The organism is Stenotrophomonas sp. S4 (genome assembly GCF_054187805.2).
Genome location: NZ_CM196188.1, coordinates 2,050,987 through 2,077,011, shown reverse-complemented (window position 1 = coordinate 2,077,011; position 26,025 = coordinate 2,050,987). Strand labels below are relative to the sequence as shown.

Annotated in this window: 23 protein-coding genes; 8 read left to right on the top strand and 15 right to left on the bottom strand. The window is 67.2% G+C overall.

All coding sequences use genetic code 11. The features are described from left to right. Positions 1 to 9 precede the first annotated feature (9 nt). Positions 10 to 897, top strand: coding sequence for a DMT family transporter (locus ACUZUJ_RS09750; protein WP_049445842.1), 888 nt, complete (start codon positions 10 to 12; stop codon positions 895 to 897). Positions 898 to 1,036: 139 nt separating this feature from the next. Here the strand turns inward: ACUZUJ_RS09750 and ACUZUJ_RS09745 are convergent, their stop codons facing one another. The 4 genes from ACUZUJ_RS09745 to ACUZUJ_RS09730 form a co-directional block, all read right to left on the bottom strand. Further along, positions 1,037 to 2,041: an aminoglycoside phosphotransferase family protein gene (locus ACUZUJ_RS09745; protein WP_049445840.1), complete on the bottom strand. Its 1,005-nt coding sequence runs from the start codon at positions 2,039 to 2,041 to the stop codon at positions 1,037 to 1,039. A gap of 99 nt (positions 2,042 to 2,140) precedes the next feature. Next, the gene (locus tag ACUZUJ_RS09740; protein WP_049445838.1) at positions 2,141 to 3,175 is read right to left on the bottom strand and encodes a heparan-alpha-glucosaminide N-acetyltransferase domain-containing protein; all 1,035 of its coding nucleotides are present in this window, start codon (positions 3,173 to 3,175) and stop codon (positions 2,141 to 2,143) included. Beyond that, complete coding sequence (locus ACUZUJ_RS09735) at positions 3,172 to 3,762, bottom strand: TetR/AcrR family transcriptional regulator (protein WP_049445835.1); 591 nt, start codon at positions 3,760 to 3,762, stop codon at positions 3,172 to 3,174. Before ACUZUJ_RS09735 ends, ACUZUJ_RS09740 begins: the two co-directional genes overlap by 4 nt. A gap of 97 nt (positions 3,763 to 3,859) precedes the next feature. Continuing rightward, positions 3,860 to 4,663: an APH(3')-II family aminoglycoside O-phosphotransferase gene (locus ACUZUJ_RS09730; RefSeq protein ID WP_049445834.1), complete on the bottom strand. Its 804-nt coding sequence runs from the start codon at positions 4,661 to 4,663 to the stop codon at positions 3,860 to 3,862. Between the two features lie 128 nt (positions 4,664 to 4,791). Here ACUZUJ_RS09730 and ACUZUJ_RS09725 point away from each other — a divergent pair, with 128 nt between their 5' ends. The 4 genes from ACUZUJ_RS09725 to ACUZUJ_RS09710 all read left to right on the top strand — a co-directional run bounded on the left by ACUZUJ_RS09725 (position 4,792) and on the right by ACUZUJ_RS09710 (position 8,500). Beyond that, a complete protein-coding gene (locus ACUZUJ_RS09725) occupies positions 4,792 to 4,968 on the top strand; it encodes a hypothetical protein (RefSeq protein ID WP_235434936.1) in 177 nt (58 codons plus the stop codon). Between the two features lie 14 nt (positions 4,969 to 4,982). Further along, positions 4,983 to 5,711: a GNAT family N-acetyltransferase gene (locus tag ACUZUJ_RS09720; RefSeq protein ID WP_458220240.1), complete on the top strand. Its 729-nt coding sequence runs from the start codon at positions 4,983 to 4,985 to the stop codon at positions 5,709 to 5,711. 29 nt (positions 5,712 to 5,740) lie between these two features. After that, positions 5,741 to 6,457: an SDR family NAD(P)-dependent oxidoreductase gene (locus tag ACUZUJ_RS09715; RefSeq protein WP_458220241.1), complete on the top strand. Its 717-nt coding sequence runs from the start codon at positions 5,741 to 5,743 to the stop codon at positions 6,455 to 6,457. 96 nt (positions 6,458 to 6,553) lie between these two features. Continuing rightward, complete coding sequence (locus ACUZUJ_RS09710; protein ID WP_458220242.1) at positions 6,554 to 8,500, top strand: EAL domain-containing protein; 1,947 nt, start codon at positions 6,554 to 6,556, stop codon at positions 8,498 to 8,500. On the opposite strand, the gene ACUZUJ_RS09705 is transcribed toward ACUZUJ_RS09710, so the two are convergent. Continuing rightward, the gene (locus ACUZUJ_RS09705) at positions 8,497 to 9,108 is read right to left on the bottom strand and encodes a TetR/AcrR family transcriptional regulator (RefSeq protein WP_049445826.1); all 612 of its coding nucleotides are present in this window, start codon (positions 9,106 to 9,108) and stop codon (positions 8,497 to 8,499) included. The two genes, ACUZUJ_RS09710 and ACUZUJ_RS09705, sit on opposite strands and share 4 nt — an antisense overlap. A gap of 104 nt (positions 9,109 to 9,212) precedes the next feature. Here ACUZUJ_RS09705 and ACUZUJ_RS09700 point away from each other — a divergent pair, with 104 nt between their 5' ends. Next, positions 9,213 to 10,289 carry an MBL fold metallo-hydrolase gene (locus ACUZUJ_RS09700; protein WP_458220243.1) on the top strand — a complete coding sequence of 359 codons (1,077 nt, stop codon included), beginning with the start codon at positions 9,213 to 9,215 and terminating at the stop codon, positions 10,287 to 10,289. A 79-nt stretch (positions 10,290 to 10,368) separates the two neighbouring features. On the opposite strand, the gene ACUZUJ_RS09695 is transcribed toward ACUZUJ_RS09700, so the two are convergent. Further along, positions 10,369 to 10,665, bottom strand: a complete 297-nt coding sequence (locus ACUZUJ_RS09695; protein WP_197621919.1) for a hypothetical protein — start codon at positions 10,663 to 10,665, stop codon at positions 10,369 to 10,371. 230 nt (positions 10,666 to 10,895) lie between these two features. Between ACUZUJ_RS09695 and ACUZUJ_RS09690 the strand changes: the two genes are divergently transcribed. Further along, entirely contained in the window at positions 10,896 to 14,015 is a 3,120-nt protein-coding gene (locus ACUZUJ_RS09690) for a discoidin domain-containing protein (RefSeq protein ID WP_049445822.1), read from the top strand. 59 nt (positions 14,016 to 14,074) lie between these two features. Here the strand turns inward: ACUZUJ_RS09690 and ACUZUJ_RS09685 are convergent, their stop codons facing one another. The 9 genes from ACUZUJ_RS09685 to ACUZUJ_RS09645 form a co-directional block, all read right to left on the bottom strand. Beyond that, positions 14,075 to 15,049: an ABC transporter substrate-binding protein gene (locus tag ACUZUJ_RS09685; RefSeq protein ID WP_101765347.1), complete on the bottom strand. Its 975-nt coding sequence runs from the start codon at positions 15,047 to 15,049 to the stop codon at positions 14,075 to 14,077. Between the two features lie 16 nt (positions 15,050 to 15,065). Then, entirely contained in the window at positions 15,066 to 16,811 is a 1,746-nt protein-coding gene (locus ACUZUJ_RS09680; RefSeq protein WP_080347527.1) for an amino acid ABC transporter permease/ATP-binding protein, read from the bottom strand. Then, positions 16,808 to 17,359 (bottom strand): GNAT family N-acetyltransferase, encoded by a 552-nt coding sequence (locus tag ACUZUJ_RS09675; RefSeq protein WP_049445818.1) that lies wholly within the window; start codon positions 17,357 to 17,359, stop codon positions 16,808 to 16,810. Before ACUZUJ_RS09675 ends, ACUZUJ_RS09680 begins: the two co-directional genes overlap by 4 nt. Then, a complete protein-coding gene (locus tag ACUZUJ_RS09670) occupies positions 17,356 to 18,576 on the bottom strand; it encodes a M20 aminoacylase family protein (protein WP_080347526.1) in 1,221 nt (406 codons plus the stop codon). Before ACUZUJ_RS09670 ends, ACUZUJ_RS09675 begins: the two co-directional genes overlap by 4 nt. 4 nt (positions 18,577 to 18,580) lie before the next feature. Continuing rightward, a complete protein-coding gene (locus tag ACUZUJ_RS09665; RefSeq protein ID WP_458220244.1) occupies positions 18,581 to 19,924 on the bottom strand; it encodes an LLM class flavin-dependent oxidoreductase in 1,344 nt (447 codons plus the stop codon). A gap of 18 nt (positions 19,925 to 19,942) precedes the next feature. Then, positions 19,943 to 20,920, bottom strand: coding sequence for an MsnO8 family LLM class oxidoreductase (locus ACUZUJ_RS09660; RefSeq protein WP_119007859.1), 978 nt, complete (start codon positions 20,918 to 20,920; stop codon positions 19,943 to 19,945). Positions 20,921 to 20,934: 14 nt separating this feature from the next. Next, positions 20,935 to 21,312, bottom strand: coding sequence for a DUF3088 family protein (locus ACUZUJ_RS09655; protein ID WP_458220245.1), 378 nt, complete (start codon positions 21,310 to 21,312; stop codon positions 20,935 to 20,937). Positions 21,313 to 21,454: 142 nt separating this feature from the next. Further along, complete coding sequence (gene msuE / locus ACUZUJ_RS09650; protein ID WP_458220246.1) at positions 21,455 to 22,036, bottom strand: FMN reductase; 582 nt, start codon at positions 22,034 to 22,036, stop codon at positions 21,455 to 21,457. Positions 22,037 to 22,116: 80 nt separating this feature from the next. Continuing rightward, positions 22,117 to 24,693 carry a TonB-dependent receptor plug domain-containing protein gene (locus tag ACUZUJ_RS09645; RefSeq protein ID WP_458220247.1) on the bottom strand — a complete coding sequence of 859 codons (2,577 nt, stop codon included), beginning with the start codon at positions 24,691 to 24,693 and terminating at the stop codon, positions 22,117 to 22,119. Between the two features lie 259 nt (positions 24,694 to 24,952). Here ACUZUJ_RS09645 and ftrA point away from each other — a divergent pair, with 259 nt between their 5' ends. After that, the gene (gene ftrA, locus ACUZUJ_RS09640; RefSeq protein WP_458220248.1) at positions 24,953 to 25,954 is read left to right on the top strand and encodes a transcriptional regulator FtrA; all 1,002 of its coding nucleotides are present in this window, start codon (positions 24,953 to 24,955) and stop codon (positions 25,952 to 25,954) included. Positions 25,955 to 26,025: the final 71 nt, after the last annotated feature.

Sequence of the window (26,025 nt, the reverse complement as noted above, 5' to 3'; positions counted from 1 at the left end):
GCCACCCCGATGCGGGCGGCGCTGCTGATGCTCGGCAGCACGATGGCGTTCGGCCTGATGGCGGTGGCGATCCGCTATGCCACACGCTACGTGCCAACCCAGGAAGTGGCGTTCTTCCGCAATGCCTTCGGCCTGCTGGCACTGCTGCCGATGCTGCTGCGGCCCGGCCGTGCGCCCTTGAAGACGCAGCAGCTGCCACGCTATTTCGTGCGCAGCGCGATCGGCCTGGGCTCGATGCTGTGCGCGTTCTGGGCGCTGGGCCATCTCCCGTTGGCGCAGGCGGTTTCACTCTCGTACTCCACGCCGCTGTTCGTCACCATTGCCGCCGTGCTGTGGCTGGGCGAAACCGTGCGCGTGCGCCGCTGGGCCGCGGTCGTGGTCGGCTTCATCGGCGTGCTGGTGATCGTGCGCCCCGGCACCGCCGGCTTCACCGCCGGCAGTCTGGTGGCCGTGGGCGCGGCCGTGCTCAGCTCGTTGGTGGCGATCCAGATCAAGCAGCTCACCCGCGTCGACAGTGCCGATACCGTGGTGCTCTATACCTACGTGTTCTGGGTGCCGCTGTCGCTGGTCCCGGCGTTGTTCGTCTGGGTCTGGCCGACCGGGTCGGCCTGGCTGTGGCTGCTGGCCACCGGCGTGCTCGGCACCGTCGGCCAGCTGTTGTGGACCCGCGCGCTACGGCTGGGCGAAGTCTCCGCCCTGACTCCGATCAGCTTCCTGCAGCTGCCGCTGGTGACGCTGTTCGGCTGGCTGCTGTTCAACGAAAGCGTGGACCGCTGGACGATCATCGGTGCCGGCATCATCCTCGCCGCCAACGCCTACATCGCCCACCGCGAAGCCGTGCTGTCGCGCCGCGCCGCGAGCGCGGCCGCCTCTGCAGCGGCCAAGCCCGCCGAGTAGAGCCACGCCACGCGTGGATGATCCCTGCACCTGATCAACGATGGCGGCCCGAAGAGCCGCCGAGCGCAACTGTAGAGTCGAGCCATGCTCGACTCATCGCGCGCAGCGCGACGCTTCATCGATGGAAGGTGACGAGCATTTACAGCGCGCGATACACCCGCTCTGCCGCGTCGAACACGTTACCCGGTGCGAACTGTTCGCTGAGGAAATGCAGCGACTGCCGGCGCAGCTGCGGCGAACGATCCTCGCCATCGCTGCCCAGCAGAACCTGCTGGAACTCGATCAGGTCCTGCAGGATGCGCCAGTGCCGGTACCAGGCAATCCAGCGCGGGTCGCCGTGGTCGCTGCCATAACCCTCCTCGAAACCCAGCGGATTCTCGCGGCCCCAGCGCCCCCCCACCGCGGCACCGATGAACATCAGGTCGCGCTCGCGCGGTGCCAGCGACAGGCCATCCCAGTCGATCAGGTGCAGGCCGCCGTCGTTGCCCATCAGCAGATTGCCGGCATGCAGGTCGGTATGGCACAGGTGCAGCGCCACCGGGACCTCCTGCAACGCCGCGTGCAGCTGCACTGCCTGTGCGTGCAGCGCCGCGATGCGCGCGTGCTGCTGGTCCCATACGGAAACGAAGGCACGGCCCAACCCATCCCTGGCGGCGGCCAGGCCCTCGCCGGCCAACCATTGTCCGACCGTATCAAGCGCCGCGGTTTCCATCCGCAGGCTCGGCAGCGCCTCCTGCAGCGCCGGTGGCGGGCGCGCCTCGTGCAGGCGCCGCAGCACCTCGCCCAATCGTTGCCACTGCGTGCGACTCAACGCGGCCTCGAAGCCGGACTGGCCTTCCACGTACGGAAACAGGGTGAACTGCAGGCCCCAGCGCTGCACCGACGCTCCACCGGTCAGGGCCGGCCAGGGCGCGACGATTTCCTCGATACCCAGCGTGCCGCGCAGCCAATGCAGGGTGTCCCAGACGGCGGGGGCAACCTGGTAACTGCGGCATTTCAACCACCATTGCCCGCGCCGTGCATCGATGCGATACACGCTGGCGTTGGCATCGGCGCCAACCGGGCGTGGCACCACGGCGTTGGCGGTGATGCCATAGGACTGCTGAAGGACTTCGCCGAGATGCTGCGCCGAAGCGGATGACATGGATGCAAGCGGAAAGTATTACCTGCCACCACTATCGCAGATGCGCGGGCCGCGACACAGACATGTCCGTCACAACATCGTGCCTGCGCGACCAATGTGCTAGCCGGCAATGCGCCGCATCACCGCTTCCAGCGGCCCCCGCGCGAACCGCCAGGACCACAGCCACGCTGCGCCCGTGGCCAGCATCAGGAACAACAACGCCCACAACAGCACGGCCGGCAGCGAAGCACTGCCATCGAGCAGGCCCAGCCATTCCAGCGTCCCCATTCCCAGCAGGATGTGGCCGACGTACAGGGTCAGGGTCATGCGCCCTGCCGCAGTGAGCGGCCCCAGCCAGTCCCCCGGATACCGGCGGCTGACCCACAGGCACATGGCAATCGCGCTGCAGGCCGCGCCTGCGCCGGTCAGCACGTAGGCCGGTCCCGGCGGCATCGGTTGCGTCCCCAGCCACGCCTGCCAGGGCGTGCCGTGCGCCAGGTGCTGCACCCCCTGGCCCGCGCCGAGCAGCAGCACGCCCAGCAGCAACAACGCATGCTGCACCCGCGGCTGCGACAACTGCAGGCGTGCCAGCAGCATGCCCAGCAGGAAGAAGCACATCCAGGGCAGCAGGGGATGGAAGCCGTTGAACAGCAGGTTGCGCACGGCACCCGGCCAGTGCCAGAGACCGGCGTATTCCAGCGTCTGCCAGTTCCAGCCCTGGCTGTAGTCCCACTGCAGCAGTGCCCAGAACGAACCGGCCGCGAGGCCGGCGATGCTGGCCAGCAACACCTGCGGCGACGCGCGCAACCACAGCACCGCCAGCGCGAAATACACCGCGTAGTAATGCAGGATGTCGGCCGGGAACAGGGTCAGATTGAGCAGGCCCAGCACAAGCAGGAACAGCGCGCGCCGCCAGGTCTGCACGCTGGCCTGCATCCAGCCAGAGCGCTGCGTGGCCAGTACCAGGCCAAGTCCGGCCAGGGTGACGAAGGTCGCCGAGGCCTTGCCTTCCAGAAGACGGAAGAAGCCTGCCAAGCCACCCGTGCGCTCGGCAGGCACGGCCATCGCCAGGCGGAAATTGACCAGCACCATGCCTGCCAGCGCCAGATACCGCGCCAGATCCAGGCCGTGCAGCCGCCGGTCATCGGCGCTCATGCACGTGATCCCAGCAGCCGTACCAGCAATTCGAGGTCCAGCGCAGCGTCCTCCACGCTGCCGGCCTCAGCCAGGCCCTGACGCAGCGCATCGCTTTCGATGGCATCCAGCAACACCTGCGCCTGCAGTGCCGGGGCCAGCGCAGGGCGCCGCCGCTCGCGCCGCGCAATGCCCTGCAGCGCATCGCCCAGCACCTGTTGAAGCTGCCTGCGGTTGGCCGCGAAGGCCTCGGCCACGGCGCGGTTGCGTGCACTCTCGGCCAGCACCTCGACCGCGAGCGTTGCCCACTCCGGTTGCCGGCACAACGCGTGGAAGTCCTGCAGGAATACCAGTACCTGCGCGCGCTCGCCGTCGGCCGCCGCCAGCCGCTGCAGCATCGGGGCCAATTCCTCGCTTTCGGCCAGCGCCACCGCAAGGATGATCGCCTCCTTGCCCGGGAAGTGGTTGTAGAGATTGCCCAGGCTGACACCGGCCGCTTGTGCGATGTCGCGCATGCTGGTCTGGTGGAAGCCCTTGGCGAGGAAGCACTGCAGGGCCGCCTGCAGGATCAGGGTCACGCGCTGCTCATTGCGGTCGATTCGGCTCATGCCTCAAATAGTGAACGAACGTTCGTCCATTTTGAAGAATGGAGAGGTCCGCCAGCAGGGCAGCGTTCAGCCCCGCCCCAAGCCGGCCTGCGCGGCTTCAGAAGAACTCGTCGAGCAGACGGTAGAACGCCAGCCGTCGTTCGTCGGCCACAACGCCATAGCGGCGGAACAGCGGTGCGACCCACCGGGTGTCGCCGAAGTTGTGGACCAGGCTGCGCGCGGCCAACGCCAGATCCTGGTAGCGATCGGCCACGCCCAGCCGGCCACAGTCAATGAAACCGCTGAAGCGGCCCTCGGCTGCCAGCAGGTTCGGCAGGCAGGCGTCGCCATGGCTGACCACCAGATCCTCGTGATCGGGCCGGGTGGCGCGCAGTTCGGCGAACACCTGCTGCGCGCTCTGCCCCAGGCGTTCGTCATCGAAGTCATCGGCGTCGACCAGGCCCGCCTCGACACGTGTCTGTGCGGCCTGCAGGCGCGAGGCCAGCCGCTGGTCGAACGGACAGCTCGCCACCGGCAGGGCATGCAGGCCCCGCAGCGCGTCGGCCAGCAGTTCCACCAGGTGCTGGGGCGCGAGCGCCGGCGACGAGGCCAGATCGTGGCCAGGCAACGCACTCATCAGCAGCCAGCGCCGCCCCCCCTCCTCGGCGGTGGCGATCACCGTCGGCGCCGGCTGGCCCTGCACCTGCAGCCAGCGCAGGCGCGCTATCTCGTCGCCCAGCTCACTGAAGGCGTCGATCACTTCCGACTTCAGGAAGGCATCGGCCTGCCCTGGACGATGCACGCGGGCAACGTCCGCACGCGAAACACCGATCGACTGCCGTTCAATGCGCGCGTCGGCCAGCGCTTCCTGCCAGGCGTGAGGCAGGGGCATGCCATCCATGCGTGCGTGGGTTGCTTCCATGCCGGGGGACGCCTGTTGCCGATGACTGCACGGATTCTCGCTCATCCGGCATGCCCCCCGTCAACAGCACCCATGATGGAGCTGTGCCTGGCGCGCTGAACATTCCCGTTACGGAACGGCATGCATGGATGGACGAACGGCCACGCGCCGTCCACATTGTCGCCGACTGCCACGGGCCCTGCTGCGTGCTGTCCAACGATGCGGTGGCGATGCTGGACGAGGCCGGACTGGCGGCGCAGCAGCTCGCTGCCGGCTACCCCGAATGGAAGGCGTCCGGCCTGCAGGTGGATCTGCCCCGGCACTGAGCGAGACCACTGTCATGGATGATGCGTTTGCCCCGATGATCGATGCCAGCTGGCGGCGCATCTGCGCGGGTGAGCGCATGCTGCAGGACGATCCCCTGCTGTACCTGGCCTGCAGCGATGATTTCGACGAGGGTGAGGACGGCATGCTGCTGCAACCGCTTGCTGGTCCTGCGCGCGCGGTGCTGCGCCCAGTCCTGGCGGAACGCCTGCAACTGCACGCACGCGCGCATTGGACACTCGCACAGCTGCAGCAGCGGCTGATCGACGTCGGCCAGCGCACGCATGGCGCCGACCGCCTCTTCTATTTCCCTGCTGCAGAACTTGCGGCACTGGCCGAGCACCCTGCACCGCCCCACATCCGCCGCCTCGCTCCAGCCGACGCTGCTGTGTTCAACGCGTTCCAGGCCAGCGCCAGCAAGGAGGATCTCGATGCGGCCTGGGTCGAGCTCGACCACTGGCAGGTGTTCGGTGCCTTCGACGGCGAGCAGCTGGTCGCGGCCGGCAGCCTGTACCCGTGGAGCCTGGATCCGGCACTCGCCGACATGGGCGTGCTGACACTGCCCGAAGCCCGTGGCCGTGGTCATGCACGCCGGCTCGTGCAGACGATGGCCATATCCGCCCAGGCCTCCGGGTTGCAGCCGCAGTACCGCTGCCAGCTCGACAACACGGCCTCCATCACCACTGCCGAACGCAGCGGCCTGCGCGCGTTCGGCAACTGGGACCTCATCCTGGCGGCCCACTGATGCCGCCACTGCACAACCAGGGAAGCAACATGAAATTGATGATCATCGGCGCCAGCAGGGGCCTGGGACGCGCGTTCGTGGAAGGCCTCTGTGCCTCGGGTGACACTGTGATTGGTGTCTCGCGCACCCGCCCGCACGGCATCGCCTGCCCTGACGGCGTCACCCTGCAATGGATCGAAGCAGACCTGTCCCGGCCCACCGCAGCGGCCGACCACATCGCAGCACAGGCACCGGCCGATATCGATGTACTGATCCACAACCTGGGTATCTGGGAAGACAAGGCCTTCAGCGACGAGTACGCCTTCCTCGATGAAAGCGATGCAGCACTCACGCAACTGGTCGACGTCAACATCACCGCGACCCTGGTCCTGCTGCAACGCCTGCTGCCCCGCGTACTGGGCGCAGCGCGCCCGCAGCTGGTGCTGACCGATTCGACCTCGGCCCTGCCGCGCAGCGGCCGCCCGGAAGTGGCGTTCGGCGCCTCGAAGTTCGCCCTCAACGGCATCGCCGATGCGCTGCGCGAGGGCTTCCGCGATCGCCGCCTGGCGGTGACCAGCCTGCAGCTGGGCTACCTCAACACCGACGATGCACTGTCGGTGCCGGTTGCAGAGGCCGCAGCGCGCGGCGACGGTGAGCTGGTGCCGGTCCATGATGTCGTGGCGATGGTGCGCGCACTGCTGCAGCTGTCACCCTCCGGCTTCGTGCGCGAACTGGTGCTTCCGGCCATCGCAGACCCGCGCTACTGACCCGGCCGACCGGCGCAGGGCAGCATCAGTGGCCGCGCGCGCGGCCGTGGTTTACCCTGCTCGTCACTGGCCGTCGGTCACAGGCGGGAACCTGCTATGGATGCGCTTTCACGGGTCTCGGCCCAGGTCCTGGACAGCGCCCTGCCCAGCCTGCCGCTGTACCTGCTGCAGGCCACGGCGGTGATCGGCATGATCGGCGTGCTGCTGATCGCCACCCGTCGCGCCGGGCACGCCATTGAAGGCCGTCGCCTGTATGTCGGCGTGGCACTGGGCCTGATCTACCTGTTCAATTCCTGGTTCGTGGCCCGTTACACCCAGGGCGTGGTCAAGCTGCACCTCGGCTTCGACATCCTGCTGGTCAGTGGCCTGCTCGGCGGATGGCGTGGCGGCCTGGCCTGCCTGGCCGCCGCCCTGCTGGCCCGCTACCAGTTCGTCGGCACCCAGTTCTTCCTGCCTGCCAGCCTTGAGGCCGCGTTGCAGATGATGGCCGGTGTCTGGCTGCGCAGGCGCCTGCACCCACGCATGCTCAACGAGCTCTCGCCCCGCATGATCCTGCAGGCGTGGTCCGTGCGCATCGGAATGACCGCTCTGGGCCTGGCGCTGGGTGTGGCGATCATTGGCGCCGACCAGCTGCCGGTGGCCGAACTGGCGATCCAGCGCCTGTTGGCACTGCCGGTCTCGCTGCTGATGCTCGGCGCGGTGTTCGCGCTGGTCTACAACGATGCCCAGATCGATGCACAGCGCCAGCGCGAACAGGCCTGGCTGCGCGTCGACCCGATCAGCGGCCTGCCCAACATGCGGGCGCTGGGCGAACGGCTGCAGCATTTCTGGCGCGACAACGACGGCCTCGGCAAGGCCTGCCTGGTGGTGGTCGAAATGGGAAACCAGCGCGACCTGCGCCTGCGCTACGGCCCGCTGCAGGACAACGGACTATGGCATCGCGATACGCCGGCGGAGGTCCACCGGTTGCTGCCATCCCTTCCAGTGGACGATGTGGAGGTCTACCAGTTCGGCGACGCCGCGCTGGCGATCCTGGTACGCAGCATGTCCTTGACCGAGCTGCGCATCCAGGCCCGTATCACCGAGCTGGCCTGCAATCTTGCCGACCGCGTCGGCCGCGACTGGCCGGGCTTCCGACCACTGTTCCGCTGCGCGGTGGTCGAGCTGAAACCACCGACCGCCACCGATGAAGGTCACCTGCCGTTCCGGGCGATCACCCTCGCACTGAGCGCAATCGAGTCGGGCGTGGTGTTCTTCGATGACCCGATCCAGCGCGACAGCGAGATCGATGCGCTGATCGAGGTCGCACTCGAGCGCTGGCTGCAGCAGGGTGACGCCCCGCTGTGCTACCAGCCCAAGCATCGCCTGCACGATCGCCAGCTGGTTGGCGCCGAAGCACTGCTGCGCATGCGCGATGGCGAAGGCCGGCCGATTGCCCCCATGCGGGTGATCTCGCTGCTGCGCCGGCAGGGCCGGCTGGCAGACCTGGAATGGGCAACGCTGCAGTCGGCGGTGCACTTCCTGCAGCACTGCCGGCAGGACGGTGCGGCGCTGACCGTCGCAGTCAATGTGTCAGCCGAATCCCTGCGCCTGCCCGACTTCGGCCTGCGCCTGCAGGAGCTGCTGCAGCTGCACGACATCCCCGGTGCGATGCTGCGGCTGGAAATCGTCGAGTGGACCGAGATCGTCGAGCGCGACGTGGTCGATGCCAACATCGCACAGCTGCTGGCAGCCGGGATCACCCTGTCGCTGGATGATTTCGGCGCGGGCTATTCGACCCTGATCCTGCTTTCGCAGCTGGCCATCGCCGAGGTCAAGATCGAGCAGGCGTTGATCGCCACGCTGTCCGACGCCAAGTCGCAGTCGATCGTGCGCTTCATCGTCGAAGTCGCGCACCGCTGCGGTGCGATCGTGGTGGCCGAAGGCACTGAAACCCTGGCGCAGGAACAGCAACTGCGCGCACTTGGGGTGGATGTCGGCCAAGGCTATCTGTACTCGGCAGCGCTACCGGCCGACGAGTTCCGTCGCTTCGCCGCCAACTAGACGGCGTAGAAACCCAGGAACATGGCCACCGCCGATTCGGCGACGCGTGCGCGTTCCTGTGCGTTCAACGGCGGCTGCCCCATCGTCACCTGCGGCCAGAACGCGAAGCTCTTCACCAGCCCATGCAGCTGGTGGCCGGCGAACTCCGGATCGACCTTGCGCAGCCGGCCATCGGCGATTGCGGCGCGGATCCATGCGCTCTCGCCACTTTCCTTCTCGCCCATGCGGCAGACGATGGCCTGCGCCCGTTCCGGTGAGTGGATGATCTCGGCCATCGCGACCCGCGCCAGGTCGATGAAATTCCCGTCGCTGAGCAGGTCCAGCTTCTGGCCCAGCAACTGCAGCAGCTGCGCCTGCAACGGCTGGTCCGCGCGATACGGCAGTGCGTCGCTGGCCACGCTGCGCTCCCACAGCTCCTCCAGGATCATCGAGAACAGCGCTTCCTTGCTCGGGAAGTGGTTGTAGACGGTGCGCTTGGAGACCCCGGCCACCTCGGCGATGCGGTCCATGCTGGTCGCCTCGTAGCCCGATGCACGGAACTCCTCCACCGCCGCGCGCACGATGGCTTCGCGTTTGCGGTCGGTCAGGCGTTGCGGGGCACGGGACATGGCGGAAACCTGGCAGCTGAACGGATACCTCAATTTTACACCCGGCAGTGTACTTTTGAAAAACACGAAACTACACTGTGCAGTGTACCCAGCGGACGTCACCCATGAAGCGCCTGCTCCTTGTCCTTTTGCTTGGAATCCTCGCCGTGACCGCCTACACCTTCTGCAAGTCCTGGTCCCTCCCCGACTTCCCCGATTCGCCGCAGTACCGCGACGGCAAGTTCCGCAATGCCCTGCCGCGTCCTGCGATGGGCCTGCGCGACGGCGCGGAGATCTGGTGGACGTTCCTGTTCAACAAGCCCAAGGGCACCGTGCCCGCTCACCCGATTCCGGTGAAGCCGCTGGACCGCGCCACCCTGGATGTTGCACCGGATCGCAGCCTGTTCCGGCTGGGGCACTCCACGATCCTGCTGAAGCTGCGCGGCCAGTACTGGTTGACCGACCCGGTGTTCTCCGAACGCGCCTCGCCGGTGCAGTGGATGGGGCCGGCGCGCTTCCATGCACCGCCGATCAGCATCGACGAACTGCCACCGATCGCCGGCGTGATCCTCTCGCACAACCACTACGATCATCTCGACCATGCCGCGGTGATGCAGTTGGCCGGCAAGACCGCGCGTTTCATTGCGCCGCTGGGTGTGGGCGACCAGCTCATCGCCTGGGGCGTGGATGCCTCCAAGGTGGAACAGCTGGACTGGTGGCAGTCGACCGAAGCCAGCGGCCTGCGCCTGACCGCTACCCCGGGGCAGCATTTCTCCGGCCGCGGTTTGGGCGACAGTGACCGCAGCCTGTGGGCGTCATGGGTGATCCAGGACGGCGACTTCCGCATCTTCTTCAGCGGCGACACCGGCTACTTCGATGGCTTCAAGGCCATCGGCGAGAAGTACGGCCCGTTCGACCTGACCATGATCGAAACCGGTGCCTACGATCCACGCTGGGCGTTCGTGCACATGCAGCCCGAACAGACCCTGCAGGCGCACCTGGATCTGCGCGGCAGGTGGCTGCTGCCGATCCACAACGGCACCTTCGACCTGGCCCTGCACGAATGGCAGCAGCCATTCGAGCGCATCACCGCCCTGGCGGCCGCAAAGAACGTGCCGGTGGCCACTCCGATGATGGGCGAAGCGCTGGACATGCAGGCGCCGCAGGCGGGTACGCGCTGGTGGGAGATGGTGGAGCTGTAACAGCGGGTGCGCGTGACCTGCCGGAAACCATGTAGAGCCGAGCCATGCTCGGCTGCTTCCGAAGAATGTGCCGTGGACGTCAAACAGGCTCAGCTCTTGAGCCACCGCAAGTGGAGGCGCTGGCAGGATTGCTGACATCGACATGCACGGTTATCAATTTGGCTTCCGGTACCGCACTCTGAACCTGCACGCATGCGGCACGCGCGACATCGTCTGCGGCTGTGCCCTCTCGCTGGAATCGCAACGCCAACACGCCTGGCGAACCACTGCCCAGCAGCGCATCGTCGCATCCCACCTCTGCAAGAGCTCGCTCAAATGCACTGAGATCTTTTCCGGTATCAGGCACTCGGTACATCAGCGTGAAACTGAATTCCATCATCAATCCATTTCAGATCGGTGGTCGTTGCCAGTCAGGATAGGGGCCAACCGGCAGCCGTCCAGAGCCACATCCGTCAGCCAACCATCGATGGTGATCGCGCCTTGAACCGGTGAACGAGGCTGCCGGCCCAGTATCCGCGACCTATTGCAGTGCGTCATGTAACCGATTACATCCCTTGCTAGCGTAGCGCTCGCCCGATTCCGGCCGAACCTGCGAGGCTGTCCGTAATGACGTTGCGCGCCGAATGCTCCAAGGTCTCCCGCCCACCAGCCCCATGGCGAACTGCCGCCACCCTGGTGTTCGCCGTCCTGGCGTCCTCCGCGCAGGCACAGACCCTCCCCTCGCGCAGCCAATGGCAGGCCAGCGCTTCCTCGCAGCAGGTACCGGCGATGGCGATCAGCCACCTGATCGACGGCGACCCGAAGACCGTCACCGGCGGTGCCTTCAGTCCGGGCCACTGGTTCCAGATCGATCTGGGCGCACCGACGCTGCTGGCGGGCGCACGGCTTACCTGGGATGTCTCCAATCCAGAGGGCTATTCACTGCAGACCTCGCTGGACGGCACGCAGTGGCAGACCGCGTACACCATGACCGATTCGCTGGGCGACGTGGAAACGCTGTACTTCGCGCCACGCCAGGCGCGCTACCTGCGGTTGGCCAGCCCGCAGCGCACGTCCGACTGGGGCGTGTCGATCTTCGAGATGGAGCCGCTGGACAGCACGCTCAGCGCACGAATCAGCGGTGTCGATGCAACGCAGGCAGCGGCGCTCTGGCAAGGCGGTGGCACCGTCGCGGTTCCAGCCGGAAAAGGTGGATCCCATACGCTCGAGATCATGCTGCCTCGCGTCCAGTCCACAGCCGGTCTCGCGGTCGACTGGGCCGACGGCGGGCGCGGCGCCGCCCGCTTGCAGGCGCAGGACGCACAGGGCCGCTGGCAGGATCTCGCACACGATGCACAGGCGGCCAGCCATCGGCAGAGTTGGCTGGCCGCTGATACGGCACAACCTCTACGTGCATTCCGCCTGAGCGTGGACGGTGCAGCCCCGCAGATCGCGCGCCTGCGCCTGCTTGGCCCGAAAGCCGTGATGACACCGATGAAGCGCTACCAGATCGCCGCCAGCGGCGCGCAGCGTGCGCTGTTTCCGGCGTCGCTGCAGATGCAGCAGACCTACTGGACCGCCGTTGGCGTGCACGCAGGGCGGCAGAAATCCATCTTCGACGAATACGGCAACCTGGAAGCGTTCAAGGGTGCGCCGCTGGTACAGCCGCTCTGGCGAAGCGCCGACGGGCGCGCTGCAGGTGCCGCCGGGCAGCCCGTACAGCACGCCCTGCGCGATGGCTGGAAGCCTATGCCTTCGGCCACTTGGTCGCCGCAGCCCGGGCTGGAGCTGCGCAGTGAGGTGTTCGCCATAGAGCGCGATGGCCAGCCGGTGACCTTCCTCCGCCATCGACTGCACAACACCGGCAGTACCCGGATCGACGGCACGCTCAGCCTGATCGTCCGCCCCATGCAGATGAATCCGCCGTGGCAGAACGGCGGGCTGTCGCCGATCCGCGAGGTGCGCATCGACGGACAGGCCGTGCGCATCAATGGCCGCACGCTGCTGCACTCGCTCACGCCGGTGGCTGCGTCCGGCGTGGCGCCGTTCGGGAAGGACGGCGCAACGGAGATCACCGCGGACATCGCTGCCGGCGAACTGCCTTCCTCGCAGCAGGCACGTGATGACCAGGGTCTTGCCGCCGCCGCGCTCAACTACCGCGTGTCGCTGGCGCCGGGAGCCCGCGATGCCATCGTGGTCGCGTTCCCGCTGGGCACCGCCGCCGCCGATGCCAATGGCCTGCTGCCCGAAGCGCCTGCGCTTGGCCTGGCCACGCTGCCCCGTGATGCCAATGCGGCGTTCGATACGCTGGCCACGCAGGCGTCCGCAGATTGGCAGGCGCGGCTGGGCCAGGTCGGCCTGCGCCTGCCCGATCCCTCGCTGGTCGACATGCTGCGCGCACAGGCTGCCTACATGCTGATCAACCAGACCGGCCCGGCCATGCAACCGGGCCCGCGCAACTACAACCGCTCCTTCATCCGCGATGGCATGGCCACGTCGGCGGTGCTGCTGCGCATGGGTGAAGCCCGCGTCGCGCGTGATTACCTGGCCTGGTACAGCGCGCACGGCGTGCATGCCAATGGCCTGGTTTCGCCGATCCTCAACGACGATGGCAGCGTCAACACCGGCTTCGGTTCGGATATCGAGTACGACAGCCAGGGCCAGTATGTGGCGCTGGTTGCCGACGTTGCACGCCTGGATGGTGGGCCCGAGTCGGTGCGTGACTACCTGCCGAAAGTGAAGGCCGCACTGCGCTTCCTGCAGGAACTGCGCGAGCGCACGCTGGTGCCCGGTTACAAGGCCGACCAGCCCGCACCGGAGCGATTCGCGGGCATTCTTGCGCCGTCGATCAGCCATGAAGGCTATCCGTCGCCCACCCACAGCTACTGGGATGACTACTGGGGCCTGAAGGGGTGGCACGACGGAGCGTGGCTGGCCGAGTCGCTGGGTGACCACGAGACCGCCACCTGGGCACGTCAGCAGTACAAAGCGCTGTACGACGCATTGCACGCCTCGATCCGCGCCACGATGGCGTGGAAGGGCATCGACTTCATCCCGTCCTCGGCAGATCTGGGCGATGGCGATCCCACGGGCGTGTCGATCGCACTGGACCCGACCGGCGCGCAGAACGTGTTGCCGGCGGATGCGTTGCGGACCACCTTCGCCCGCTACCTGGAAGACGTGCGAAAGCGCAGCCAGCCCGGTGCGCTGTACGCCTACACGCCGTACGAGATCCGCAACGTGCTGAGCTATGTGCATCTTGGCCAGCCGGACGTGGCTGACGAGCTATTGCAGGGCCTGCTTCACGACCGGCGCCCGCGTGAATGGCAGGTGCTGGCCGAAGTAGTGCATTCACGGCTGCGCTTCCCGCGCTACCTCGGCGACATGCCGCATACCTGGATCGGTGCCGAATACGGCCGCACGCTGTTCGGCATGCTGATGCGCGAGGACGATGACGCACTGTCGCTGCTGCCGGGCACACCGCCCTCGTGGGTGGCGGGGGATGGCTTGGCGGTGGAGCGCCTGCCGACCGCGTATGGCACATTGCAGATGCAGGCACGACAGCGCGACGGGCTGCTGACGGTGGCGCTTGGCGAGGGGCTGCGCAAGGACACCGCCGTGCGCATGTGGTGGCCGAACCGGACCGCGCCGAAGTCTGTGCGCGTGGATGGACGCAGCGTTTCCGACTTCGATGCCGAAGGTGTTCGGCTGGCAAAGCCGTTCAAAACGCTGGAGGCGCGTTGGTAGAGCAGCCGAGCATGGCTCGGCTCTACAAAAGCAGCGGTAGCGCCGGGCCATGCCCGGCGTCAGAGCGTCGGTAACCCTGGCGGGTTGGTCTGCGACTGCGGCACGGCCTCCTCGGCCACGTTCCAGCGCGCCAATGCCTGCGCATAGGTACCGCTGCTGATCTGGGTGTTCAATGCCTGCGTCACCGCGTCGGCCAGGCCGCTGCCCTTGCGCGTGGTCACCGAGATCGCTGCGGCGTTCGGCCAGCCTCCGGGGAACAGGCCCACACGCCGCACCTTGCCGTCCCGCGCCGAATAGGCACCAGTAGCATTGGGCTCGAACGAGACATCGGCTCGGCCGGTGATCACCGCCAGCCGCCCAACCACGGCGTCATCGAAGTACTGGTACTCCACCGGCTTCAATCCCGCCGCGATGTTCTGCTGGTCCCACTGCCGCAGGATCTGGTCCTGGTTGGTGCTGGCACCGACCACCACCTTCAGCCCGGCCACGTCAGCCGGCTTTTCGATCTTCTGGATCGGCCCATCAGTGCGCGTGTAGATTCCCAGCAGATCGTAACGGTAGCTGGAGAAATCGAACTTCTTCTTGCGCTCTTCGGTCACCGTCACGTTCGACAGCACGGCATCGTACTTGCCTGATTCCAACCCCAACGGCCAGTCCGCCCACGCCACCGGCACGATCACCAGTTTCAGGCCCAGCCCATCGGCGATCAGCCGTGCGATGTCCGGCTCGATACCGACCACGTCCTTGCTGTCGGCGCCGTAGTCGGCCAGCGGCAGCTGCCCCGGATGCGTGGCCACGGTGAACGTGCCGGGCGTGACGAAGCGGTAGCCGGCGGGAATCAATGCCTGCGCCTTCGGATCGAAGGTGCCCTTGAGCACCGCCGTGTTCGCACCGGCCAGGCTGGTCGCGGCCACGGTGCTCGCGTCCGGTGCCTGCCGCACGCGCGAGTAGACGATGCCGGCGATGCCGATGACCAGCACACCCACGATCAACAGGGTGCTGCGCGAGGGGCGACGCGGTGCTGCAGGGCTCATGGTGTTCCTTTCGAAGTTACAGGGTCTTGGCCAGGAAATCGGCGGTGCGCTGCTGGCGCGGACGTTCGAACAGCGCCTCGGGCGTGCCCTGCTCGATCACCCGCCCCTGGTCCATCATCACCACGTGGTCGGCCACGCGGCGGGCGAAGCTCAGTTCGTGGGTGACGATCACCAGGGTGGTACCGGAGCTGGCCAGCTCCTCGATCACGCTCAGCACCTCGGCCACAAGTTCCGGGTCCAGCGCCGACGTGGGTTCGTCGAACAGCAGTACCTTCGGTTGCAGGGCCAGCGCGCGCGCAATCGCGATGCGTTGCTGCTGGCCGCCGGACAGCTGGCGCGGGAAGGCATCGGCCTTGTCGGCCAGGCCGACCCGTTCCAGCAGCGTGCGCGCCTGCTGCTCGGCCTGCGCGCGCGGCACGCCCCGCACCGCGATCGGTGCCTCGATGATGTTCTCCAGCGCGGTCAGGTGCGGGAACAGGTTGAAGCCCTGGAACACCATGCCCACCTCGGAACGACGGCGGCGGATCTCGCGCTCCGGCAGCTCGTACAGGGTGTCGCCATCGCGGCGGTAGCCGATCAGCTGGCCGCCGACGGTCACATAGCCACTGTCGGCACGTTCCAGATGGTTGATCAGCCGCAGCAGCGTGGACTTGCCGGCACCGGACGGGCCGATCAGTACCGTCACGCTGCCCGCGCGCAGGTCCAGGTTCACGTCCTCCAGCACCGGCTGGTCGCCGAACACCTTGCCTACGCCATGCAGCGACACCGATGCCCCCTCACCCGCTTCAACCTGCGCGGCAATGCGCGGGCGATTGACCACGCGCGGTGCGGAATCACCTGTGGCGCGCGTCGGTGACGAGACACGCGATACCGAGCGCTCGCGCTGCAGCTGGCCGCGCGCGAAGCGCTGCTCCACCCGTCGCTGCAGCAGCGACAGCACGGTCAGGATCACCAGGTACCAGACCGTGGCCACCATCAGCAGCGGCACCACTTCCAGGTTGCGCCGGTAGATCACCTGTACCGTGTAGAACAGCTCCGGCAGCGCCAGCACGTAGACCACCGAGGTGCTCTTGGCCAGGCCGATCACATCGTTGAACGCCGCCGGCAGGATCGAGCGCATCGCCTGCGGCAGGATGATGCGACGCACCTGGCGGCCACGTGGCAGGCCAAGCGCCGCTGCGGCCTCGTACTGGCCATGGTCGACCGACAGAATGCCGCCACGGATCACCTCGGCCGAGAACGCGGCCTGGTTCAAGGTGAGACCCAGCACTGCGGCGGTGAACACGCCGATCAGCTGCGTGGTCGGGTACGAGAATAGACTGATGCCGGTGAACGGAACCCCCAGCTCGATGGTGCTGTACAGGTAGCCCAGGTTGTTCAGCAGCAGCAACAGCACCAGCAGCGGAATCGAACGGAACAGCCACACATAGCCCCACGACACCGCCGACAGCAGGGGCGAGCCGGAGACGCGGGCCAACGCCAGCAAGGTGCCCAGCGCGAAACCGAGGCCGGTACCGAGCGCGGTCAGCAGCAGCGTACGGCCCAGGCCTTCCAGCACCGGGCGTGCGAAGAACCACTCGGCGAACGTGCCCCAGCCCCAGCGCGGGTTGCCCAGCACCGATTGCAGCCCGATCAGGATCAGGGCCAGTGCCAGCACCGTGCCGACCACCTGCAACGGATGCCGGGCCGGCACGATCTTCAACGCCGGTGCTGGCGCCGGGCGTGCGGCAATGCCATCCAGCGCGGTCGAAGGCGTGCTCATGCGTGGGCTCCATGCAACACGGCCTGTGATGGCACAACGACCGGCGCCGATACGCTCAAGTGCTTCTCGAACGGCAGATGCGCGATGGTTTCCGGGTCGGCCTGCAGGTCGAACAGCGCGGTGTAGCCATGGCTGAGGTACAGGCCGACCGCTTCAGGCTGACGGAAGCCGGTCGTCAGGAACACCCGCCGGTACCCTTGCCGCGCCGCCTGGTCTTCCAGCTCCTGCAGCACGCGACGCGCGATGCCCTGGCGGCGCAGCCCCGGCAGCGTCCAGATGCGCTTGAATTCGGCGGTATCCGGATCGCGGTGCGGCATGAAGGCACCGCCGGAGATCGCCACACCCTCGCGCAGCAGCAGCACGAACGCCCCTACCGGCGCCGCGAACGCCTGCGCCGGGTAGCGCTGCAGCTCCTCGCGGGCACTGCCGCCGATGCGCCGGCGCACGTCGGCGTAGCGGCTGTCGTACTCCTGTTCCAGCCCATCGAACAGAGGCCGCGCCAGTGGATCGTCCACCGAGGTATAGAGGAAGCGTTCGTTGCTGCTCATGCCACATCCTTCACCAGATAGTCTTCGGCCAGCCGCGCCCACAGGCTGGCGGCGGGTGCGATGGCGGCGTCGTTGAACACATAGCGCGGGCTGTGCAACGGTGCGCTGTCGCCGTTGCCGACGAACACGAAACTCCCGGGCCGCGCCTGCAGCAAGAAGGCGAAGTCTTCGCTGGCCGTGCGCGGCGCGAACTCCGACACCACCTGTTCGCTGCCGAAGCCCTGTACGGCCACGTCGCGGATGTAGGCGGTCTGCCGTGGATGGTTGATCACGCTGGGGAAGCCACGCGGAAACGCGATCTCGGCGAGTGCGCCGAACGCGGCGGCCGTCTGTTCGGCGATTTCGGTGACCCGGCGCCGCAGCGTGTCGCGCACTTCCGGCAGGTAGGCGCGCACGGTCAGCTTCAGCTCGACGACGTCCGGGATCACATTGGCGGCCTGCCCGCCGTGGATCGAACCGACGGTGACCACGCCCATCTGCCGTGGATCCACATTGCGCGACACCACGCTCTGCAGCGCGGTGACGATGTGCGCTGCCGCCAGGATCGGGTCGACGCTGCCCTGCGGCTCGGCACCGTGGCCGCCCTTGCCGATCACTTTCAGTCGCGCCCAGTCCACCGATGCCATCGCCGGACCGTCGACGAAGCCGAAGTGCCCCACCGGCACACCCGGCCAGTTGTGCAGGCCATAGATCGCATCCACCGGGAAGCGCTCGAACAGGCCATCGGCGATCATCTTCGAAGCGCCCGAACCGGTTTCCTCGGCCGGCTGGAACACCAGCTGCAGGGTGCCGTCGATGCGGCCGTGATGGGCCAGGTAGTGCGCCGCGGACAGCAGGATGGCGGTGTGCCCATCGTGGCCGCAGGCATGCATCAGCCCCTCGGTCTGGCTGGCGTACGCCAATCCGGAATCCTCGTGGATCGGCAGTGCATCGATGTCGGCGCGCAGGCCCAGGCGACGGCTGCCCTGCCCGCGCTGCAACGTACCGACCACGCCGGTGCCGCCGAGGCCGGTGGTGACCTCATAGCCCCACTGCTGCAACAGCTCGGCCACGCGTGCGCTGGTGCGGTGTTCCTCGAAGGCCAGCTCCGGGTGCCGGTGCAGGTCATGGCGGATCGCGATGGCCGCCTCGGCGCGCGCCGCGATGTCGGGCAATATACCCGTCGTTCGGGAATTCCGCTGGGCATGGCCCGGTGCTACCGCGCTTTCTCCGCTCATCGCCTTACCCTGCCTTCCGCGCCGGCTCGGCGTCGGTCGAATGGCGGCTGGCCTTGTACGGCAGGCCCAGATGCGCGCGCAGCGTCTGCCCTTCCAGCTCACGCTGGTGGTAGCCGCGCACCTGCAGGATCGGCAGCACCTGGGTCACGAAATCGTCCAGGCCTTCGCGCTGTGCCGCGAAACCGAGGATGAAGCCGTCGCTGGCACCGGCATCGAACCACCGGATCAACTCGTCGGCCACATGTTCCGGCGTGCCGATGAAATTCGGTCGCGGGCTCACCGCTTCCAGTGCCACCTGGCGCAGGCTCAGGCCCTTCTCGTGCGCGCCCTGCTTGATGCGATCGGTGGTGGAACGGAACGAGTTGCTGCCGATGTCACCCAGCTCCGGGAACGGTGCGTCCGGATCGTACTTGCTGAAATCGTGGTGGTCGAAGAAGCGCCCCAGGTACGCCAGCGCATCCTCCAGCGTGGCCAGCGCGGCGATCGCCTGGTACTTGGCTTCAGCCTCCTCCGCGGTGCGGCCGACGATGGGGCCGATGCCCGGGAAGATCTTCACGTCGTTGCCGCTGCGGCCGTGCGCGATCGCCGAGTTCTTCACCTTCTGGGTGAACGCGCGGGTTTCTTCCAGCGACGGCGAATGGGTAAACACCGCATCGGCATACTTGCCGGCCAGCGCGATGCCATCGTCGGACGAACCGGCCTGGAAGATCACCGGCTGGCCCTGCGGCGAACGCTGGATGTTGAGCGGCCCTTCCACCTGGAAGAAGCGTCCCCGGTGGTCGAGGCGACGGAATTTTTCCGGCGCGAAGAACGTGCCACTGTCGCGCTCGCGCACGAAGGCACCGTCATCCCAGGAATCCCACAGCCCCTGCACCACCTCCAGGTACTCGTCGGCAATCTGGTAGCGCAGCGCATGCTCGGGGTGGGGGCGGCCGTAATTGCGCCCCGACCCCTCCAACGGCGACGTCACCACGTTCCAACCGGCGCGACCGCCGCTGAGCAGGTCCAGCGAAGCGAACTGGCGGGCCACGGTGAACGGGTCGCTGTAGGAGGTCGACAGCGTGCCGGCCAGGCCAATCTTCTTCGTCGCCGTGGCCAGCGCCGACAGCAGCGAGATCGGCTCGAAGCGGTTGAGGAAGTGCGGGATCGACTTCTCGTTGATGTACAGGCCGTCGGCCACGAAACCAAAGGCGATGCCGTTGTCCTCGGCGGTACGCGCGATGTCGATGTAGAACTGCAGGTTGACGCTGGCGTCGGCCGGATTGGATGGGTGCTTCCACGCGTGCATGTGGCTGCCGGGGCCCTGCAGCATGATGCCGAACGGAATGTGGCGCGGGGTCGTGCTCATGGGAATCGCTCCTGCAGGTCAGGCCACCGCCGCGCGTGGCGCGGGCGACAGCAGTTCAAGGGATGTCAGGCGTGCGTCCAGGTCGGCCACCGGTGCATCGAGGATGAATTCGCCCACGCCGAAACGCCGGTGCAGTGCGTCCAGTTCGTCACGCACGTGCTGCGCATCACCGGACAGCACGCTGGGGCGCGTTTCTTCGATGCGGAAGTCGGCCACGCCCACCTGGCGCGCGTACTCGGCAGCTGCTTCGGAGCTGGGCAGATTCACCGTCTGCCCGGGACCGAGGTGCAGCTTGTAGACGCGCAGCGCACCGATATGACGCGCCGCGGCTTCGGCGGTCGGCGCGGCGAAGGCCACCGTGGCCAGCAGCGGTGGCTGCGTGGAAGCGCTGCGGTAGGCATCGAACGCGGCCTCGATATGCTTTGGGTCACCATCGAAGTGCGCGGCGTAGACGAAGCGCCAGCCGAGCTCGGCCGCCTGGTTTGCGCTCTGCGGGCTGGCGCCGAGCAGGAAACGTTCCGGCACCTGCTGTGGAACCGGCCGTGCCTGTGCCTCGGTTTCGGCGCCGGACAGATAGCCTTCCAGGTCGCGCAGTTGCTGGTCGAAGTCGGCGAACGCCGGGCGCCCGGCCGCCAGCGCGGCGGTCGAGGCCGGCAGGCCACCGGGGGCCTTGCCCACACCCAGATCGACGCGCCCTGGCGCCAACGCTGCCAGCAGGTTGAAGTTCTCCGCCACTTTGTAGGGTGCGTAGTGGCGCAGCATGACCCCACCACTACCGATGCGGATGCGCCGGGTCTGTGCCAGTACCCACGCAGCCAGCACTTCCGGTGCCGGGCTGGCCAGCGTCGGCGCAGCATGGTGCTCGGCAAACCAGTAGCGGTGGTAGCCCAGCTGCTCGGCGCGCTGCGCCAGCTGCAGGCTGTTGCGCAGCGCCTGCTCCGGCGAGGCACCTTCGGCGACCGGGCTCTTGTCCAGCACGCTGATCTGATAACTCATGGTCGCGTCCTCGCTCAGGGGTGAGCCACGGGAATGCCGAGCAAGCCGTTCAACGCGGCCAGGATCGGCTCGGCACCGGAGATGTACTGGCGATCAAGGTGCGCGCCACTGGCAAGTTCGCTGTGCACGCCCTGCGGCAGCACCAGCTTCGGCAGCGACTGGTCCTGCTCGCCGATCTCGGCGATCACCTCCCGGCGCGGCCGGGCAAAGCCGATGCGGCGTACGTCCAGCTGCGCGTCCAGGCCGTCAATGCTCGACAGCGCGCCTTCCAGCAACAGGCTGTGCCGGCAGAAGAAGCGCTGGCCGGGAATCTGGCCGTCCTCGAACTCACGGTCGAGCAGGAACAGGATGGGTTTGCTTGCTGCGTCGAAAGTCACTGGAGTCGTCCTCATCGGGGCCGGCAATGCGAAGCCGCTTCGATATCGATGCTAGAGATGCCAGCAGCCGCAACAGCGACGGCTGGCGACAATCGGCGGTCAGATCCGGCCACGCAGATGCGGCGTGGCCATAAGCAAAGCGCCGCCGGTTATGGCGTCAGGCAATACGTCGCAGCGGCGCCGCTACGGCCAGCGCCTGCGTAGCCAGATGGCCGGCTGCGCGCTCGGCCGCTAGCGCGATGCGTGCCTGCAAGGCTGCACTGTTGATGTGCTCGCCCTCGAAGTCGGCGGGCGTGGCATACACCCCGATCGGCAGCGTGTGCGCCTGCAGGAAACTGAACAACGGTCGCAGCTGGTGGTCGATCACCAGTGCATGGCGCTCGCTGCCGCCGGTCGCTGCCAGCAGCACCGGCATATCCACCAGCGCCTCCAGCCCGATGAAGTCGACCAGGTGCTTGAACAACCCAGGATACGAGCCGCGATACACCGGGGCGGCCACCACCAGCAGCTCCGCCGCCTCGATAGCCTGCAGTGCCTGCTCCACTGCCGGCCCCGCCTCATCGCGCGACAACGACTGGCCCAGTGAGCGCGCGATCGGTGCCAGCTCCACCAGCTCCACGCTGGCGTGCACCCGCTGCTGCAGCGACGCCAGCAGATGCCGCACCAGCAACAACGTGCGCGACGTCGCCGAGCTGGTCGGTGACCCCACCAATGCAACCACCTTCAATGCAGAAGACATGAACTGCTCCTCGATGATGCCGAACTACGTCCGGCTGCCTTTCGCTTTTGTAGAGTCGAGCCATGCTCGACTGCTCCAGATCAGAACCGGTAACTGACCCGCCCATACCAGTACGCACCCACATTGCTCAGCACATCGCCGCTGTCCCAGGTGGTCTCGATACTCGCCACATCGGTGGCACTACGCGCGTACTCCGGCACCTTGCGCGTGCGCTTGTCGAACACGTTGTTGATGCCCAGCGCCGCGCTCCAGCCCGCACCCAGCTCCACGCCACCGGACAGGTTGGTCACCAGCACCGGCGGCTGCTTGTATTCCACGCCGTTGTTCAGCCGCTTGATCGGGCCGTAGTAGGTGAAGTCCAGGTTCGAGCGCCAGCGCCCGTGCTGCCAGCCCAATCCCGCCACCTGCGTATAGCTGGGCGTGCGGAAGCGCAGCGCGTACTCGCTGGATTTGGTCAGCAGGTTGATGTTAGGCAGGCCCTGCAGCGCCGCCGGAATGTCGCTCACCTTCTGGATCGTGGTACGGCCGACATTGGCCGCGTAGCTCCAGCGCAGCTTGCCCCAGGCGGTTTCCTGGTTCGCTTCCAGGGTCAGCTCCACACCGCGTGTACGGGTATTGCCCACGTTGGTGAAATAGCTGGCGTAGAACGCATCGCCCGGCAGGATGCTGATGCCGGCCGAACCCAGCAGCGCATCGATGGTGTTCTTCTGCGCCGCACTCAGCACCGTCCCGCTGTTGTCGGTGATGCGCGCCGGATCCTGTGCGTTGTAGCCGATCTGGCTGGACTGGCCGAGCTGGCCGCGGATGTCGATCTGATAGGCATCCACTGCCAGGTGGAAGGCCGGGCTCGGGTCCCAGGTCACGCCCAGGCTGTAGTTGGTGGCCTTCTCCGGCTTCAGCGGCGTTGCCCCCAGCGCAAGAGCCGCCGGCGAAGACACCTGCGCCACCAGTGTGGTCCCGCACGGGCAGCTGCCGGTGGCCTGGTAGTACTGCGCGCCCAGGCTGGGCGCGTGGAAGCCATTGCTGACCGTTGCCCGCACACCCAGCGCGTCGGTGAAATCGAAGCGCGTGGTCAGGCGGCCGGTGGAAACGCTGCCGAAATCGGAATGGTCTTCCCAGCGCGCGGCAGCATCCAGGTACCAGCGCGAGGTGATGTTGGTGGCGGCACCCACGTACACCGCCTTGCTGGTGCGGGTCGCCTTCACCGCGTCGGCGGTGGAATAGCCGACGAAGGCTGCCGCACCGAAGCCGGTGTACGACTCCCACTGCCCTGCTCCGCGCTCGTACTGCTCGTGCTGATACTCGGCGCCCGCGCTCACCTCCAGCGGCGAGGCAAATGCCGCCACCTCGAAGCCGCGCCGCAGGTCCAGGTTGGCAATGCCCTGCTGGTAGTCCAGCTTGCCGTCGTAGAAGTCGGTGGGCGAGCCGGGGTACGGCAGCGAGTAGTTCACCGAATTGCGGGTATAGGTGCGCACCGTGCTGCGGTTGCCGGTCAGGCTGGCGTCGTAGTCCCAACCCGCGATCTGGCCTTTCACACCGGCCGTACCGGTGTACTGCTTCTCCTTGGTTTCCAGCACCGGCAGGAAGCCATCGGGAAACACGCTCAGCACGCCGGGGGCCTTGTAAGTAGTGAAGATCGTCGCCGGCAGGCGGAAATTCTGGATCGCCTGCGCGGTGCGGTCACTGGCCGTGGCGTTGGCGTAGAACTGCGCGCTCTCACCCAGACCATGGCCCACGTTCACCGCGAAGGCCTTCAACGCATACGACGGCGAGCTGAGGATGGTATTGGCTTCGGCATTGCGGCTGGCCTCGGCCGGGTTCGGCGCAGCACCTGCTGGCAATCGATTGTTCGGCCGCAGCGCCACCAGATTGCCGCTGCCGTCCACCGCCGGGTAGCTCAGGTAGCCATCGATGTAGCGGCGGGTGCGGATCGCATGGTGCTGGCGGGTGGTCTCACCGGCCAGGTTGACGAAGCCATCCTCGCCCCACGGCAGGCCGACGTTGGCGCGCACGCTGGTACGCGAACCATCACCATCGATGCTCTGCCCGCTCTCCACCGATACATCGCCACCGTGCGCCTGCGATTTCAGGATCACGTTGACCACGCCGGTGATCGCGTCCGAGCCGTAGATGGCCGAAGCGCCATCGCGCAGCACTTCCACATGGTCGATGGCCGAGACCGGAATCAACGCCAGGTCCGCCCAGGCATGGCCGGGGAACCCGCCCCCATTGGCCCCGCTTACATAGGCGCTGGCATTGCGGCGCTTGCCGTTGACCAGCACCAGCGTGTAGCCCGGCGACAGGTTGCGCAGCTGATAGCCGCGGATGAGGCTTTCCTGATCGCTCTGGTAACCGCCGATCTGGCTCAGCGACGGCAGGCTGCGCTGCAGCGCTTCCAGCAGGTTGCCCTGCCCGGTGGCAGCGAGGTCCTCGGCGGAGATCACGTCAATCGGTGTGGAACTGTTCTTCACCGTGCGCGTGCTGGTGCGTGAGCCGGTCACCACCACCGCATCCAGCGTGGATGCAGCAACGTTGGTCGCCGCCGCGGTGGTGGCAGGATCCGCATCGGCTTCCGCGGCATGGCTGGGCGTCGCAGCGAGGGCGGCAGCGATCAGGACAGCGAGAGTACTCAGGGCTGGGGCGTAGGCGGCAGGCATGGGGGCTCGTGGGGGTGGGCCGGAAACACGCTTCCATTCAAGGGCCTGCTCACCCACCGCGACAGGCGCGATCGCGTCACCCAGCCGTAACATCCGGCCACCCACATGACCGCTGGTAATGACGTTAGGCGGCCTGCACACACGGGGTCAGAGCCCTTCCTGCGGAAGGGATCCGACCCCAGCCTCCATATGCCCGCCCAGCATCACCTCATGCCCGCGCACCACTCAGCGCCCCGCACCGCCGCCGTAGCATCAAGCCATGCCCAGCCCACCCGCCGATCCCGCCGCGCCGCTCGTCGCCATCGTTGCCTGCCACGGCCAGGGGCTGTTCGAGTTCGGCTGTGCGGTGGGCCTGTTCGCGCCGATAAGGCCCGAGCTGGGCGTCGCCTGGTACCGCACCCAGCTGTGCGCAGGCGAGCCCGGCGCACTGCGCATGCTCGGCAGCACCCAGGTGCAGCTGCCCTACGATCTCGGTAGCGTCGATGACGCCGACATCATCGTCATCCCCGGTTGGCGCGAACCCAGCGAACGTCCACCGCAGGCCCTGCTCGATGCACTCATCCGCGCCCACGCTCGTGGCGCGCGCATCGCCTCGATCTGCTCCGGTGCCTTCGTGCTGGCCTGGGCCGGCCTGCTCGATGGCCGCCAGGCCACCACCCACTGGCGCCTCACCGAAGCGCTCGCGCGCGAGTTCCCGCGCATCGACGTGCGCGAGGACGTGCTGTACGTGGACACCGGCAGCATCATCACTTCGGCCGGCTCGGCCACCGGCATGGACATGATGCTGCACATGGTGCGCAAGGATTACGGCGCACGCGTGGCCAACCTGGTGGCCGAACGACTGGTGTTGGCACCCTGGCGTGATGCCGGACGCAGCCAGCGTGTCAGCCGCGCCATTCCCCATGGCGAGCCCTCGCGCCTGGCAAAACTGATGGAATGGATGCGCCGCAACCTGCGCGAACCACACTCGCTTGGCAGCCTCGCCGAGCAGGCCGCACTCAGCCAGCGCACCCTGCAACGGCAGTTCCTGGAAGCGACCGGCCTGTCACCCATCGACTGGCTGATCCGCGAGCGCGTGGCCTTCGCCCGTGAGCTGCTGGAAACCACCGACCGGCCCTTGCAGTGGATTGCCGAGCAGGCCGGTTTTGGTTCTCAGGAATCATTCCGTCGGCATTTCCGCAGCCAGGCCGACGCCAGCCCGACCGAATACCGCAGCCAGCATCGCAATGGCATCGGTGTCGACCGCCTGGTTGGCTGCTGAGCGCCCTCGTTCCCGACTTTCCACGCCATCACCACCGCTGCACTATAGGGGCATGCCCCACACTGCCGATG

Coding starts and splice junctions, on each gene's coding strand:
- ACUZUJ_RS09750 (WP_049445842.1), top strand. CDS start 10: ATGCGGGCGGCGCTGCTGATGCTCGGCAGCACGATGGCGTTCGGCCTG.
- ACUZUJ_RS09745 (WP_049445840.1), bottom strand. CDS start 2,041: ATGTCATCCGCTTCGGCGCAGCATCTCGGCGAAGTCCTTCAGCAGTCC.
- ACUZUJ_RS09740 (WP_049445838.1), bottom strand. CDS start 3,175: ATGAGCGCCGATGACCGGCGGCTGCACGGCCTGGATCTGGCGCGGTAT.
- ACUZUJ_RS09735 (WP_049445835.1), bottom strand. CDS start 3,762: ATGAGCCGAATCGACCGCAATGAGCAGCGCGTGACCCTGATCCTGCAG.
- ACUZUJ_RS09730 (WP_049445834.1), bottom strand. CDS start 4,663: ATGGAAGCAACCCACGCACGCATGGATGGCATGCCCCTGCCTCACGCC.
- ACUZUJ_RS09725 (WP_235434936.1), top strand. CDS start 4,792: ATGGACGAACGGCCACGCGCCGTCCACATTGTCGCCGACTGCCACGGG.
- ACUZUJ_RS09720 (WP_458220240.1), top strand. CDS start 4,983: ATGGATGATGCGTTTGCCCCGATGATCGATGCCAGCTGGCGGCGCATC.
- ACUZUJ_RS09715 (WP_458220241.1), top strand. CDS start 5,741: ATGAAATTGATGATCATCGGCGCCAGCAGGGGCCTGGGACGCGCGTTC.
- ACUZUJ_RS09710 (WP_458220242.1), top strand. CDS start 6,554: ATGGATGCGCTTTCACGGGTCTCGGCCCAGGTCCTGGACAGCGCCCTG.
- ACUZUJ_RS09705 (WP_049445826.1), bottom strand. CDS start 9,108: ATGTCCCGTGCCCCGCAACGCCTGACCGACCGCAAACGCGAAGCCATC.
- ACUZUJ_RS09700 (WP_458220243.1), top strand. CDS start 9,213: ATGAAGCGCCTGCTCCTTGTCCTTTTGCTTGGAATCCTCGCCGTGACC.
- ACUZUJ_RS09695 (WP_197621919.1), bottom strand. CDS start 10,665: ATGGAATTCAGTTTCACGCTGATGTACCGAGTGCCTGATACCGGAAAA.
- ACUZUJ_RS09690 (WP_049445822.1), top strand. CDS start 10,896: ATGACGTTGCGCGCCGAATGCTCCAAGGTCTCCCGCCCACCAGCCCCA.
- ACUZUJ_RS09685 (WP_101765347.1), bottom strand. CDS start 15,049: ATGAGCCCTGCAGCACCGCGTCGCCCCTCGCGCAGCACCCTGTTGATC.
- ACUZUJ_RS09680 (WP_080347527.1), bottom strand. CDS start 16,811: ATGAGCACGCCTTCGACCGCGCTGGATGGCATTGCCGCACGCCCGGCG.
- ACUZUJ_RS09675 (WP_049445818.1), bottom strand. CDS start 17,359: ATGAGCAGCAACGAACGCTTCCTCTATACCTCGGTGGACGATCCACTG.
- ACUZUJ_RS09670 (WP_080347526.1), bottom strand. CDS start 18,576: ATGAGCGGAGAAAGCGCGGTAGCACCGGGCCATGCCCAGCGGAATTCC.
- ACUZUJ_RS09665 (WP_458220244.1), bottom strand. CDS start 19,924: ATGAGCACGACCCCGCGCCACATTCCGTTCGGCATCATGCTGCAGGGC.
- ACUZUJ_RS09660 (WP_119007859.1), bottom strand. CDS start 20,920: ATGAGTTATCAGATCAGCGTGCTGGACAAGAGCCCGGTCGCCGAAGGT.
- ACUZUJ_RS09655 (WP_458220245.1), bottom strand. CDS start 21,312: ATGAGGACGACTCCAGTGACTTTCGACGCAGCAAGCAAACCCATCCTG.
- msuE (WP_458220246.1), bottom strand. CDS start 22,036: ATGTCTTCTGCATTGAAGGTGGTTGCATTGGTGGGGTCACCGACCAGC.
- ACUZUJ_RS09645 (WP_458220247.1), bottom strand. CDS start 24,693: ATGCCTGCCGCCTACGCCCCAGCCCTGAGTACTCTCGCTGTCCTGATC.
- ftrA (WP_458220248.1), top strand. CDS start 24,953: ATGCCCAGCCCACCCGCCGATCCCGCCGCGCCGCTCGTCGCCATCGTT.